This is a genomic window from Pseudoalteromonas luteoviolacea (assembly GCF_021654285.1).
In the GTDB taxonomy this organism is placed as follows: Bacteria; Pseudomonadota; Gammaproteobacteria; order Enterobacterales; family Alteromonadaceae; genus Pseudoalteromonas; species Pseudoalteromonas luteoviolacea_J.
The window spans coordinates 184389-198423 of record NZ_JAKFZS010000005.1 but is presented as its reverse complement, the minus strand read 5'-3'; the positions used below and the strand labels follow the sequence as shown (position 1 = coordinate 198423).

11 protein-coding genes and 1 pseudogene are annotated in these 14035 nt (G+C 40.5%); 8 read left to right on the top strand and 4 right to left on the bottom strand.

The window, feature by feature from the left end:
* Position 1: 1 nt before the first annotated feature.
* The 8 genes from L1077_RS06335 to L1077_RS06300 all read left to right on the top strand — a co-directional run bounded on the left by L1077_RS06335 (position 2) and on the right by L1077_RS06300 (position 10807).
* Positions 2 to 1090: a glycosyltransferase gene (locus tag L1077_RS06335; protein ID WP_237136058.1), complete on the top strand. Its 1089-nt coding sequence runs from the start codon at positions 2 to 4 to the stop codon at positions 1088 to 1090.
* Positions 1090 to 3033 carry an asparagine synthase (glutamine-hydrolyzing) gene (gene asnB, locus L1077_RS06330; protein ID WP_237136057.1) on the top strand — a complete coding sequence of 648 codons (1944 nt, stop codon included), beginning with the start codon at positions 1090 to 1092 and terminating at the stop codon, positions 3031 to 3033. Before L1077_RS06335 ends, asnB begins: the two co-directional genes overlap by 1 nt.
* The gene (locus L1077_RS27550) at positions 3030 to 4142 is read left to right on the top strand and encodes a glycosyltransferase family 4 protein (RefSeq protein WP_237136056.1); all 1113 of its coding nucleotides are present in this window, start codon (positions 3030 to 3032) and stop codon (positions 4140 to 4142) included. Before asnB ends, L1077_RS27550 begins: the two co-directional genes overlap by 4 nt.
* A complete protein-coding gene (locus L1077_RS06320) occupies positions 4139 to 4747 on the top strand; it encodes a sugar transferase (protein ID WP_343222110.1) in 609 nt (202 codons plus the stop codon). The genes L1077_RS27550 and L1077_RS06320 overlap by 4 nt, the downstream gene beginning before the upstream one ends.
* Complete coding sequence (locus tag L1077_RS06315; RefSeq protein WP_237136055.1) at positions 4728 to 5366, top strand: acetyltransferase; 639 nt, start codon at positions 4728 to 4730, stop codon at positions 5364 to 5366. Before L1077_RS06320 ends, L1077_RS06315 begins: the two co-directional genes overlap by 20 nt.
* 1 nt (position 5367) lies before the next feature.
* Positions 5368 to 6543: a DegT/DnrJ/EryC1/StrS family aminotransferase gene (locus L1077_RS06310; protein WP_237136054.1), complete on the top strand. Its 1176-nt coding sequence runs from the start codon at positions 5368 to 5370 to the stop codon at positions 6541 to 6543.
* 160 nt (positions 6544 to 6703) lie between these two features.
* Positions 6704 to 8656 (top strand): polysaccharide biosynthesis protein, encoded by a 1953-nt coding sequence (locus L1077_RS06305; RefSeq protein ID WP_237136053.1) that lies wholly within the window; start codon positions 6704 to 6706, stop codon positions 8654 to 8656.
* A gap of 39 nt (positions 8657 to 8695) precedes the next feature.
* Entirely contained in the window at positions 8696 to 10807 is a 2112-nt protein-coding gene (locus L1077_RS06300) for a YjbH domain-containing protein (protein WP_237136052.1), read from the top strand.
* A gap of 229 nt (positions 10808 to 11036) precedes the next feature.
* Here the strand turns inward: L1077_RS06300 and L1077_RS27680 are convergent.
* The 4 genes and pseudogenes from L1077_RS27680 to L1077_RS06285 all read right to left on the bottom strand — a co-directional run bounded on the left by L1077_RS27680 (position 11037) and on the right by L1077_RS06285 (position 13945).
* A pseudogene (locus L1077_RS27680) lies at positions 11037 to 11279 on the bottom strand (integrase core domain-containing protein).
* A 6-nt stretch (positions 11280 to 11285) separates the two neighbouring features.
* Positions 11286 to 11942: a DDE-type integrase/transposase/recombinase gene (locus L1077_RS06295; RefSeq protein WP_237136051.1), complete on the bottom strand. Its 657-nt coding sequence runs from the start codon at positions 11940 to 11942 to the stop codon at positions 11286 to 11288.
* A gap of 18 nt (positions 11943 to 11960) precedes the next feature.
* Entirely contained in the window at positions 11961 to 12083 is a 123-nt protein-coding gene (locus L1077_RS06290) for a transposase (RefSeq protein ID WP_237136050.1), read from the bottom strand.
* Between the two features lie 281 nt (positions 12084 to 12364).
* Positions 12365 to 13945: a hypothetical protein gene (locus tag L1077_RS06285; RefSeq protein ID WP_237136049.1), complete on the bottom strand. Its 1581-nt coding sequence runs from the start codon at positions 13943 to 13945 to the stop codon at positions 12365 to 12367.
* Between the last annotated feature and the right edge of the window lie 90 nt (positions 13946 to 14035).

Here is a 14035-nt window from a genome sequence, read left to right as displayed (position 1 = left end):
TTTGAAAAAGGTAATGCATGTCATCACTAATTTTTCTGAATTAGGTGGTGCTGAGAGTATGCTAATTAGAGTGCTGAATAGCTCTCCAAAAGACCAAAATATAAAAGTCATTTCATTAATGCAAATCACTCCTGATATGCAGAGGCGCCTTCCTGAGCATATTCAATCGACTGCACTTGGAGCTTCTGGGCCGTTGAGTATGCTTATGACAAGCTTAAAGTTAATCAGAGAACTTTCAAATGTAGATACAGTATTTTCTTGGATGTACCATGCAAATTTTGTAACTGCACTTTCTAAAGTAATTTCATTTAAACGTTTTCATTTATGTTGGGGAGTAAGGCATTCATTAGATGATTACGCCTCAGAGTCTGTAAGCACAAAGGTAGCAATTAGAGCTGGTAAACTGTTAGGTAAAGTACCTGATAAGGTTGTATATTGTGCTCAAAGAGCATTAAAACAGCATGTCCAATTTGGCTATTCCCCACAAAAAACAGCTGTATATATTCCTAATGGTTATTATTTTTCTGATTTTGAGACTAAATATTTCAGCGGTGAAAAGTTAGTTATTGGTGGGGCAGGCCGATTTCATGAAGCAAAGGACTTCAATACTTTTTTTCGTATAGCTGCCCAGTTACAAAGTACGCACTCCAATATTGAATTTGCGATTGTTGGCCGCGGCATGGACAGCCAAAACAAGATATTAAATAGATGGATTGATGAATTAAACATAGATAGAAACCGATTCAATTTAAGAGGCCCAACCGATGATATGGCCTCATTTTATAAAGAATGTGATTTCTTTTTATTATCGTCTATCACGGAGGGGTTCCCTAATGTATTGGCTGAGGCTGCGTCTCATGGGTGTATCTGTTTTTCGACCGATGTGGGAGATGCGAGGCTCATTGTCAACGATACAAACAGGGTCTTTTTACCAAAGGAGGTTAATAAGGGCGTGTCAATCATTGCTAATCACTTGCTTCTCAGCGCGGATGAACTCACAGAAGTTTCTTTAAAATCAGCTGAAGAAGTGAGAAGTAGGTATTCTATTCAAAAGGTTACAAAAGAATTTATGTCAGTAGGAAATGTCTAGTGTGTGGATTAGCTGGAGGTGTTTCGGCTTTAGGTGCTGAAACGTTACATATCGAAGTTGAAAAAATGTCCCAAGCTATAGTGCATAGAGGGCCTGATCAAAGTGGTGTTTGGTATGATGGTAAGGTAGCACTTGCGCACAGAAGATTATCAATTATGGATCTTTCTGATGCTGGCAAGCAGCCCATGGCATCCCATAATGATAGGTATATTATTGCTTACAATGGCGAAGTTTATAATTTTTCCGAATTAAAAAGAGAGCTGGATGCTCAATTTGATATACAGTGGTGCGGTCACTCTGATACTGAAATTATTTTAGAGGCAATCTCACACTGGGGTTTAGAAGTGTCTTTGCAGAAGTTTAATGGAATGTTCGCTTTTGCTTTATGGGATACACAAGAATCTAAGTTGTATCTCGCTAGAGATAGATTTGGTGAAAAACCTTTGTACTATTATTGGGACGAGAAGCAGTTCTTTTTTGCGTCTGAAATCACTTGTTTTGAGCAGCTTCCTCATTTAAACCTTTCAGTGAATCAATGTGCCATTTCAAAGCAACTCCAAACTGGATATATTCCTGCCCCGTATTCAATTTATACCTCAATTTCAAAGGTGATGCCTGGGTGTTATATAGAGTTTTCGCCTTCAGGTAGTATGGAAAAGCGACAATATTGGTCCTCGCGAAGTGCAATTTTAAATGCAAAGAGCAACGCCTATAAGTCAACGGAAGAAGGCTTATCCCATTTGGAGGAAGTGCTTTCAAATGCGGTTAAGCTCAGAATGCATGCAGATGTCCCGCTTGGAGCTTTCTTATCTGGTGGTGTTGACTCCAGTCTTGTAACTGCACTTATGCAAAAAAACTCATCTGAGCCCATTAATACCTTCTCTATAGGGTTTGATGTAGAAGGGTATAATGAGGCCGACTTTGCAAAAATGGTTGCAGAGCATTTGGGAACTCGTCACCATGAAAGGTACCTTACACAACAAGATGCTTTAGATGTCATTCCTAAGCTTGGTGAGATGTTTGATGAGCCATTTGCTGATGCATCTCAAATCCCTATGTATCTAGTAAGCAAAGTTGCAAAAGAAAAAGTGACGGTTTGTTTAAGTGGTGATGGTGGAGATGAGTTCTTTTGTGGTTACAAACGTTACCAAGCCGCTGAGGCGATGTGGAATAAGATTGGTAAAGTACCTTGCAGGAAAACCATTGCTGCAATGTTAAAAACGCTACCTCCTTCAATGCTAGAGTATGCATTTTTCTTTCTGAAACCTTATGCGGAGAAGTTTGGGCGTAAGGGGCATTTAGGCTTAAAAATTAAAAAGTTTGCAGATTGGATAACGGCGCAAAGTGTCGATGAACTCTATCAGTTAAGTATGAAGCATTGGGCAGACGCGAGTGTCATGCGTAATAGCAGTCACTTTTTTACTGATGTATCACAGATGTGGGGCGAAGAAGAGGGTCTGGCTCCTGCTGAACGAATGATGGCGTATGATACGGAGCAGTATTTGCCTGGGGATATCTTAACCAAGGTGGATAGAGCTGCGATGCAGGTTTCTCTCGAAGGTCGTATACCTCTATTAGACCCTAATGTTTTTGATGCAGCTTGGCGATTTAAATTGTCTGATAAACATCGTTCTGGAGATGCGAAATGGCCCCTGAAGCAAGTGCTACATAAATATGTTCCTAAAGAAGCGTTTGATAGGCCAAAGCTTGGTTTTGGCGTGCCAATTCATTTGTGGCTGAAATCGGAGCTTAAAGAGTGGGCTGGGGACCTTTTGTCCAGAGAAATGTTATTGAAGCATGGCATATTTAATCCAGATACCGTGATATCTGCATTTGAGAATCATATCGTTGGTAAACAAAATAACGCATCAGCATTGTGGGGAGTTTTGATGTCACAGGCTTGGTTTGATGCAAAACAAGATAGAGTAGGCAGAATAAAGTGAAGATAATAGTAATTGGTACCTTACCCTCTTCGCTATACAATTTTAGAGGTGACTTACTCCGCAAAATGGTGGCTGAGGGACATGACGTAATTGCCATGGCTTCTGATGCAAGTCAGGAAGATATATCGAAAATCGAGCAGTTGGGTGTAAGTTATCTTGATTACGACGTTCAAAGAAGTGGTTTAAACCCATTGAAAGATATCCGGACATTTGTCCAGTTGAATAAGGTGATTAAGCTGCATAATCCGCACATAATTATGTCGTACACTATCAAACCTGTTATATGGGGAGGAATTGCTGCGAGAGTTAATGGTGTTGAAGGATTTAATGCACTAATAACCGGCCTCGGTTTTGCCTTTCAGGAAGGAGGCTTCAAGAGACGGTTATTAACTTCAATGGTTAAAAAGCTTTACAGGTTTTCCCTTAAAAAAGCACAAAGTGTCATTTTTCAAAATGAAGATAATCGAACAACGTTTATCGAGAACAACATTGTTGATGAAAGTAAATGCTATCGGGTGAATGGATCAGGGGTTAACTTGTCCCACTATCAAAAATGTGCGTTACCAAAACCTCCAAGCTTTTTACTTATTGCTCGTTTATTGGGAGAAAAAGGAATTAGGGAGTATTTTCATGCTGCAGAACAGGTAAAACGTACTCATCCTGAGGCTGTGTTTGGTTTAGTTGGCCCTGTTGACCCTTCTCCTGATGGTATTTCTGAAGAGGAAGTTTCAACTTGGCATAACAAAGGGGTAATAGATTACAAAGGCGCGACGAGTGATGTTAGACAATTTATTGCGCAGTGTAACACCTTTGTGCTGCCTTCATATCATGAAGGTATGCCGAGAACCGTGCTTGAAGCTATGGCGATGTCCAGGCCCATACTGACGACTAATGTACCTGGATGCAAAGAAACGGTTGTAAATGGAGAAAATGGATTCTTGGTACCAAAAGGTAACGTCAATGAATTAGCGGATCGAATGAGTTGGCTAATTGATAACGCCGATAAGCTTGAAGAGATGGGTGAAAAAAGCTATCAGATGGCACTAGATAAATTTGATGTTAAAAAAGTCAATGACGATTTGTTTGAAATAATGGAGCTGAAAAGGTGAAGCGACTATTTGACTTCTTTTGTTCTGCTTTTGGCTTAATGGTTTTGTCACCGGTGATCTTGCTGGTTGCAATATTGATAAGGTTAAAACTTGGTGGACCAATCTTGTTCACTCAATCTCGCCCTGGGTTAAATGGGAAGATATTTAAAATGATGAAGTTCCGAACTATGTTAGATGCGCAAGATAAAGATGGGAATTTATTGCCTGATGAGCAGCGTATGACACCGTTTGGTACATTGTTAAGAGCTACTAGCTTAGATGAATTACCGGGGCTTTTGAATGTTTTAAAAGGAGATATGAGCCTTGTAGGCCCTCGTCCTTTACTTGTTCAATATCTTCCTCTTTACAGTGAAGAGCAAGCGCGTAGGCATAACGTCAGGCCAGGTATAACAGGTTGGGCACAAGTTAACGGACGTAACGCCATTAGTTGGGAAGAGAAGTTCACTCTTGATATTTGGTATGTAGATAACCAAAGTTTAATGTTAGATTTTAAAATATTACTGCTGACGGTGAAAAAAGTATTTGTTCGAGAGGGGATCAGTGCAGATGGACATGTCACGATTGAGCCGTTTAAAGGGAATGTGAATGAGCGATCTCCAAAATAAAAGCCGGTTGGCTGTGTTAGGAGCCAGTGGACATGGCAAAGTCGTTGCTGAGATTGCAGAACTGAATGGATACGAAGTTATCTTCTACGATGATGCTTACCCAGATAAACAGACATTGGCTCACTGGTCAATTGAGGGCAACAGTGACGCGTTAAAAAAGTGCTTGGATGAAGTAGATGGTGTCGCAATTGGTATTGGCAATAACTTAATTCGTCAATCAAAATATGACTTTTTTAAAGAGCTTGGAGCGGCGTTTCCCGTTTTGATCCATCCGAACGCAATTGTGAGTAAGTATGCTCAATTAGGTGAAGCAACGGTAGTTATGGCCGGTGCATCAATTAATCCTTTTGCATTAGTTGGAACAGGCTGTATTATCAACACAAAAAGTGTTGTTGAGCATGATTGTCAAGTTGGGAGCTTTGTTCATATTTGTCCCAACAGCAGTATTGCAGGGCATTGTGAGGTCGGTGATCTGGCATGGTTTGGAATTGGTAGCAATGCAATTCAACAAATATCAGTAGGCAAAAATAGTATTGTTGGTGCAGGTTCTGTCATTATTAGGGATGTTCCTGAAAATGTAACAGTTGTAGGTAGCCCCGCAAAAGTGATTAGGAAATAAAATGTTAAATACAAATTTGTCACCTTGGCCTAGTTTTTCAGAAGAAGAAATTAATGCTGTACAAGGTGTACTTTTATCGAACAAAGTAAACTATTGGACAGGCACTGAAGGTCGTAATTTTGAGAAAGAGTTTGCACAATGGGTAAATTGCGAGTATGCCGTCGCATTGGCAAACGGCACACTGGCTCTAGATCTAGCCCTTGAAGCGCTTGGCATCGGTCAAGGTGATGATGTGATTACGACGCCGAGGACATTTTTAGCGTCAGCTTCTAGTATTGTAACTCGTGGCGCAAATCCAGTGTTTGCGGATGTGGATTTAAATTCTCAAGCAATTACGGCCAAGTCTATCGAGGCTGTACTTACCCCCAGCACCAAGGCTGTTATTGTCGTTCACTTAGCTGGTATGCCCGCTGAAATGGATGAAATCATGGCATTAAGTGAAAAACATGACTTTTACGTAATCGAAGACTGTGCGCAGGCACATGGCGCAAAGTATAAAGGTCGCTCTGTAGGCACAATTGGCCACATTGGAGCTTGGTCCTTTTGCCAAGATAAAATCATGACAACAGGTGGTGAAGGAGGCATGGTGACGACTAACTCAAAAGAGTTGTGGTCAAAAATGTGGAGCTATAAAGATCATGGTAAGAGCTATGATGCTGTTTACAATAAAGCCCACCCGCCAGGGTTTAGATGGTTGCATGAAACTTTCGGTACAAATTGGCGAATGACAGAAATGCAAGCTACTATTGGTCGTATCCAATTGACAAAAATGAGTAGCTGGACTCAAAAACGTCAACAAAACGCATCTGCAATTGACGAAGCAGTAAAGGGTTTTAATGTTGTTCGCACTGTTAAAGTCAATGATTACATTGAACATGCACAATATAAGCATTACCTTTTTGTGGAACCTTCAAACCTTGCTTCTGGCTGGACTAGAGACCGTATCGTTGAAGAAATAATGAAACAGGGGATACCTTGTTTTCAAGGGTCATGTTCTGAAGTTTATCTTGAAAAAGCTTTTGATAACACTAGTTGGCGCCCTGCTGACAGGCTTGCGAATGCTGTTGAGTTGGGAGAAACATCTTTGATGTTTTTGGTGCATCCGACTCTTACTCAAGAAGAGATCGATAAAACAGTCCAAGCGATCACCGACGTTTTGTCATTGGCAGAAAAATAAACTGGTATAGGCTTGCCCTTTGGCAGGACAAGCCTCTGTATTTGTCATTTTAGTGTCATCAACAAGAAATGACAGTGATTATTTTAACGTGTTATAGTCAGCGGCTATGGCCATTATAATATTTTAAGCAATCGGATATTGTTTAGCTCAAGGATCTACAGTGGATAGTTTTTTTAGCTCATTATTGAATTCTTCCCGCTCAAAGAAGCGATTGTTCACACTATTGATTGACTCTACCTTCATTATTAGTGCTTTTTGGTTAGCTCTGATAGTCCGCTTGGATAGTTTTCAACCACTATTTGAGTTTAATAATTGGCTACTCTTGTCATTTGTATTGCCTGTCAGCCTATTTGTTTTTGCATACCTAGGTCTTTACAGAGCTGTATTGAGGTATGTGGGAACTCATGCTGTTGGTGCTATTGTAATTGGCACCATCATTAGTACTGTTATGCTTGTCGTCGCCTCCTTTTTTACTCATGTGAGTATACCGAGAACAATGCCGTTGATATATGCATGGTTGTTAATACTCTCTGTGGGGGGGTCTCGAATTGTTGTTCGAGCTATGGTAGGACGTATAGCTACTATGAATAAAACACCAGTAGTAATTTATGGCGCAGGATCAGCTGGAAGACAGTTAGCCACTGCATTAAGAGCGGGTGAGGATTATTATGTCAGTGGATTTATAGATGATGATGAATCTAAGCACGGTGCAATTTTGCAAGGGGTTCCTGTGGTGGCGTTCAAAGGTATTTATAAGCTAATCGAACGAAATCAGGTTGAAAAAGTATTACTAGCTATGCCAAGTGCCAGTAGATCAAGAAGAAAAGAAATACTTGCTCACCTAGAAAAGCTCTCTGTAGAAGTAATGACAATCCCTGGCATGGTTGATGTGGTTGAGGGCAATGCAACACTGGACGAGATCAAGGATGTTGAGATTGAGGATCTGTTAGGCAGAGACCCAGTCGACCCTAAACTCGAGTTAATGGATGCGAATATCAAGAACAAAGCAGTGATGGTAACTGGAGCTGGTGGTTCAATCGGTTCAGAGTTATGTCGACAAATTATTAAGCATGAGCCTGCAAAGTTGGTGCTTTTTGAACTCACAGAATTTGCTTTATATTCAATTGAGAAAGAACTGAGTGAAGTCATCAATGCTAGAGGCTTGAATATTGAGTTGGTTCCTATTATGGGTTCTGTTCAACATATTAACAGGTTAGAGACATGTATGATTGCGTTTGGTGTGAATACGGTTTATCACGCCGCAGCTTATAAGCATGTACCTTTGGTAGAGCACAATGTTGTTGAAGGTGTGAGAAATAATGTTTTTGGCACATATTACTCAGCTAAAGCAGCTATCAATGCTAACGTTGAGACATTTGTACTCATTTCGACAGATAAAGCTGTGCGCCCTACAAATGTGATGGGGGCGACTAAACGCATGGCAGAATTGTGCCTTCAAGGGCTTGCTCAAGATAAAGATAAAGGAAAGCATCGTACGCGCTTTTGCATGGTACGCTTTGGTAATGTACTAGGCTCCTCGGGTTCAGTTGTGCCTTTATTTCGCCGTCAAATCAAAGACGGGGGTCCAATTACTCTAACACACCCTGATATTACAAGGTACTTCATGACTATCCCTGAAGCCGCTCAATTAGTTATTCAAGCTGGTGCAATGGGGAAGGGGGGAGATGTTTTTGTCTTAGATATGGGGGAGTCAATAAAAATTAAAGACCTTGCGACTAAGATGGTGCATTTATCCGGTTTAGAAGTTAAGAGCGAAGGTAATCCACACGGTGATATAGAAATACAATGTACAGGCCTTCGACCTGGAGAGAAGCTTTATGAAGAGCTATTGATTGGTGATAATGTAGAGAAGACCAATCATGAAAGAATAATGACGGCGAATGAAGTGATGCTTCCTTTACCTGAATTAAAAGTATTTTTAGAGGCATTAGATAAGGAATGCCATGTATTCAATCATGAGATGATCAGACAGCTTTTATTGGATGCGCCAACTGGGTTTAATCCAACAGATGGTATTTGTGATCTAGTTTGGAATGCAAAACAGTTGCAGTTAGAGCTGTTACAAGATGAAAAAGTAATTCGCTTTAATTAGTTAGCTGTCAGGAAAAAATAATAGCAAATAGAGATGTACATGGCTAAATCAAAAATTTTGTTAGTAAGCGGCTGCGCTTTGTTTTCTAACGTTATGTATGCAGAGCAACTAGATACGAGTATTGCTTTTGCAGGTTACACCGGGTTATTAAATACGCCAAACGCAGAAGTTTTAAATTCAGGTGACCTTAATATAGGGTACAACACACAGCTTGATTACAATACACTTGAGTATCAAAAAGGACACAATTTTGTGTTCTCTGCTGGCTTGTGGGAAGGCCTTGAAGTTAATGGCATGATCGCATCTACAACGATGCATGACTGGACTTTTTTTAACGGTTATCAGACTCGGGATTTGTCTTTTAATCTAAAATACCAAATACCATTGATCCCAAAAGATTGGTTCAATCTTGCAGTGGGGGCGAGGGATGTTGGTGGAGCTGGAAACAAATATGAAAGATACTATGTTGTTGCTTCTAAAGAATGGCATAGTTTTCGATTTTCGGCTGGTGTAGCCACATCAGAAAGTGCTCGAGGAGACATGGATGGAGAGTTTTTAGGGATAGAGTGGCAGCCAGTACCTTGGTTTACCCTACTTGCAGAATATGACGGCGAGGCACAAAGTGCTGGCGCAAGAGTTTCATTACCTAAAGAGTGGATTTACAACCTCGGTGATTTAAGTTTGACAGGTAAAGTAACCAGTAGTTCTGACTATTCTGAGGAAGATATGTACTGGGGGGTTAATTTTAGCTTTCCAATTTCCCAGCAAAACAAGCGTGACTATAAAAAGATTGAAGCGGCGCCATACCTTCCAAAGCAAGCGCTAAGTTCTAGCCAAAAATTGTTGACTCGTGATGATAAAGCTAGTCATCAGCAACAGGCGCAGACGTCACGACGTCTAACGTCGAATGAACAAAAAGCGGCATCTTATAGCTCACGTGATATGAACGCAGACATACGCAAATTAAGAAATGTATTGATTGCTGATGGATTTGAAAACCTTCGAGTGGCGTTTAATAAAGCTGGACATGTCGTTGTAAAATTTGAAAATAGCGTTTTCAATCGAAATGACATAGATGCATTAGGTCTGGTTTTAGGAAGGATTAGTACTGTTATTAAATCACCTCATGGTGGTTTTACTGTGCAAATGACAGAGCACAGTCTTCCTATGATCGCGGTCAGTGGAGAGCTAAATTCCTACCGAGATTTTATTGCTACTGGGACGCCTCCTCATTTAAAAGTTTCTCTCGGAGAGATGGATCCTGTTGGGGGCTTGATATGGGTAGGTACAGAGGTTTCTAATGCAATGTATTATAAGCCAAGGCTAGAACTTAGCCCTAAATTACATTCCACGTATGCGACGGAATTAGGCGTATACGATTTTTCTTTAGGGTTGGAAGCCACACTGACAATACCCACATGGCAAGGAGCAGGGTTTAGTTTCTCGGCACAAACCGAAGTTGCCCACACCGATGATTTTGACTCTAAAGGTGTGTTTAGAGAAAGAGCGGTCCAAAGTGGTTTAAATCGAGCTGTTTTTTACCAAGCACTGGATCTTCCATACGGGTTTTATAACCTAACACAGATAGGTTTTTATAACGAATTTCATGACTATACAGCCATTACAAATGAAACTGCGTGGGTGAGCCCCGAAGGTCGGCATAAGATTTACAATAATTATGGTCTATTTGATTATAAAGATTTTAGCGCAGACAGAGACTATCACGTAGTAGGTTATACTTATCAGTGGGTGGAGCAAGATATTTCTTTCCATGTTTCTGCCGGTGAATTTTGGAGACGTGACAGTGGTGTGAAAGTCGAAACTAAGTTCTGGTTTGGAGATAGTTATATTTCTATTTTCGGATATGATACGGATGCGAAAGTAGCTGGTATTTCATTTAGTATTCCACTTACACCTAGAAAAGATATGAACGTCAGTAAGTATGGACAAATTAAGGGGAACAAAGCCTGGAGTCACTCTGTACAAACGAGGATCTCGGAATCTCATAATGCTTTAGTATATCAAAAAGCATATATTCCAAGTTCTCCACAGAGTTTACAGGGCACTTTCTTTAATCAAGACCGTCTATCTGTAGATTATATTTATGACAACCTAGCGCGAATGAAAGAGGCGTTTGAAACATATAAATAACCTTCTTTAGTCATTATGCTTCTGAGTTGGCACTATTTGCCAGCTCGGAAGGTTAATATTATGTTGGTATTCTTAATTAGAAACTTCCAGTCCGATTGATTTTTTAACTGCCTCAGTACTAAAGCAATTCGTTAATGGAACTATGCTGCAACAAATGTAACTCCCTTAGCTTTTATACAGCTCATTAGTAGAATTATGCAGCCTCAAGATAGCTCATTGGAGTTTGAGCTCATGGTTCATCGTGAAGCCGTTCATAATTATAAATATCTAACCATTCATCTGTAATGTCACGAACTTGCTGCAGTGATTCAAACAGATATAAATCCAATACCTCTTATCGACAGCTGCGATTAAATCGCTCAACAAAACCGTTTTGATATGGACTACCTGGTTTAATAAACTCAAGTTTTATGCATTTTTCAGCAGCCCAATTTTCCAGAGCATTCGATGTAAATTCAGGACCATTATCCACTCGAATTTATTTGGGTTTTCCGCGCCATGCAATGACCCGTTCCAACACTCGAATAACGCGTTCTGCTGTCAGGCTTGTATCGACCTCAATTGCTAAGGCTTGGCGGTTGTATTCATCCAGCACATTCAGTGTTCTAAAGCGATGTCCGTAACTAGGCGCATTGCTCATAAAATCCATCGACCACGAGTCATTATGTTTGCTCGGTTCGCTTAACGGCTTTGGTGTGCGTGTTGGCACACGGCGTTTCCTTTTTCGTCTAAGGTTAGGTTTAAGCAGGTTATACACTCGCTCAACGCGCTTTTTATTCCATACTTTGCTTGATTGATGCCAAAGCCGTTTAAACAGCTTTGGCATGCCCCACCTAGGGTGTCGCTCAACAAGCGCTAACAAAGCATCAATCACATCATCATCCGATGGTCGCTTACATTTATAGTAATAAACGCTTGGACCTAAACCCGCTGCGTCACAAGCAAATGCTACGCTAACCTCAAACCGTGCTCTTAAGTGTTCGACCCAAGCTCTGCGCCTGCTTTTTTTCACAGCTTTTTTTGAGATGATTTCCTCAAGCATTGAATGTTTTAAACTGAGAGTCGCAAACATGTCTTTTAGCTTGCGATTTTCATCTTCAAGCTCTTTTAAACGCTTCACATCAGAGGCGTCCATCCCACCATATTTAGAACGTCACTTATCAAATGTACTTTGACCAACACCATGTTTACGACATATTTCTGGTACAAGCACACCCGATTCAGCTTCTTTGATCATGCCGACTATCTGTGTTTCAGTGAACTTACTTTTTCGCATCGTAAAATTTCCTTCTTATATTGATAGAAATTCTACTTATGGACTGTTTCAGTTTATGGGGGAGTTACATGTAGTTTTAACTTATCTATATAGCAAAGAACTCTTCGGTAAGTTTTTTGCTGCCAAGAATTGTTTTTATCAAAATGTCGTATTTTATCGAGTGTTGTTTAGAATGCGGAATGTGCAAAAATACTAAGTAGAAAAGCGAATATGGGAGTTTTTAGAGGCGTAAAAAATAAAAAAGCTGCGATATACGCAGCTTTAAATTCAGTTTACTTTAATTAACTACCAGAGCCAGTAACAACCTGAACTGAACAGTTATCACGAGCAACGTTGAATGATGGGTTATCACCACCAGCAACGAAATCAGCTACTGTTAGAGAAGCACTGCCTACATCAACACCCACTGGAATTACAGAGATTTGATAAGTTGCTTCATTCTGCAGACCTGTAAGAGAGTATGTACCCGCAGATGTTTCAGTTGCAATAAGAGGTGCTTTGCCTGCTTGGTTATAGCGTACTAATGCGCCTGTAAAGTTCAGTGTATCATCAGGAGTATCTGAGTTGCTACATGTGTACGTTAAGGCAAATGTTTGGTCTGTATAAGTTACTTGTGGTGCAAGGTTTAACGTAATTTCACCACATAAGCTAACACCAGACGCAGAACCCCAAGAGTTACCATTATCATCTACGACCGCTATATCAACTGTCGAAGTTGCAGTAATACCTGCATTTTTAGCTGCGTCAGCACTGAAAAGAGTACCGTTTGACTGCTTAATTTTCTCAATGATTTTTAGAGTATTAGAAGCAATTCTTAAGTTCAAGCCTGATGCTGGTACTTCAGTACCTGTGAACGCGAAGGATACTGGAGTCGAACACGCTGCTACAGCCTCTACAGGTACGAAACTTGAAAAGTTCGAAGTTTCAAATTTTGCAGGGAAACTGTTGTTGCTTAACTCACCTAAGGTAGCATCACTACCCAAGTCTGACCAAACACCTGTTACTTCGTTATAAGTGAATACGTCAAATGAGTCACCTTGAGCAAGGCCAGCTTTAAAATCGCTAGCAATGTTTGCTGTTAGTTCAACAGGGGCTGATAGTTTCTTAACAGCCGTACCACCAGCGTCAATGTTAACAGTTACAACGGCTGCAGGGACTAATACTTGACCTGCACCAGCAGTGCCGTTATTAAGACCTGCTGGGATAAGGTCAGCTGCGTTTACATCACCAGCTCCCGTATCTGCTGCTGCAACAGCAATAGTAACTTCACCTGATACTGGGTTACCATCTGCGTCTTGAAGTTCTATATCAGTTGGAATGCTGATGTTCTCTTCTGCAACTGCTTCTGCAAGTTTACCACCAGTAGATGTACCGGTAACAGTTTTAACTATACCTTCAGCACTGATCAGCTTAACCGCGACATCAATTACGTCCTGATCGCCAGATATATCAACTACTGCACTGTTTTGAATATAATTTTCGGCATTTACTACGACGACAAAGTCATCTACAGTAACACCATCAGCCAATTTAAATGTGAAGCTGCCTGTGTCTGATTGTGTATCAGCTTCTGTTAAAGCTGAACCATCTAAGGCTGTAACACCTGTAAATGCCTCACCATCTGCTAAAAAGCTGATTGAAGAAGAAACGACGTTATCATTAGCATTGTCGGTAACGATCAATGAAATGTATGAAGATAGTGCTGGTGGGGTATCAGGTGTAGGAATTTTTACTGTATCACCACCTGGATCTGGCGGAGTGACTACAACATCGTTGTCGTTATCGCTGAAACAACCTGTTAAACCAACTGTTAAACCCAATGCGAGGGCAAGTTTAGTTAGCTTCAAATTTTTATTTCCCATGATTTTTACCTTTTCCTTTAAATACAAGTAAACTGAGAGTTATAACCAATTGGTGCAGATGTAAGAAAGCCTTGCCCTGCATGCAAATTA

Bases quoted from the DNA above. Each gene is read 5' to 3' on its own strand.
- L1077_RS06315 (WP_237136055.1), top strand. From the start codon at position 4,728: ATGAGCGATCTCCAAAATAAAAGCCGGTTGGCTGTGTTAGGAGCCAGT.
- L1077_RS06285 (WP_237136049.1), bottom strand. From the start codon at position 13,945: ATGGGAAATAAAAATTTGAAGCTAACTAAACTTGCCCTCGCATTGGGT.
- L1077_RS06310 (WP_237136054.1), top strand. From the start codon at position 5,368: ATGTTAAATACAAATTTGTCACCTTGGCCTAGTTTTTCAGAAGAAGAA.
- L1077_RS06295 (WP_237136051.1), bottom strand. From the start codon at position 11,942: ATGGACGCCTCTGATGTGAAGCGTTTAAAAGAGCTTGAAGATGAAAAT.
- L1077_RS06300 (WP_237136052.1), top strand. From the start codon at position 8,696: ATGGCTAAATCAAAAATTTTGTTAGTAAGCGGCTGCGCTTTGTTTTCT.
- L1077_RS06290 (WP_237136050.1), bottom strand. From the start codon at position 12,083: ATGCGAAAAAGTAAGTTCACTGAAACACAGATAGTCGGCATGATCAAA.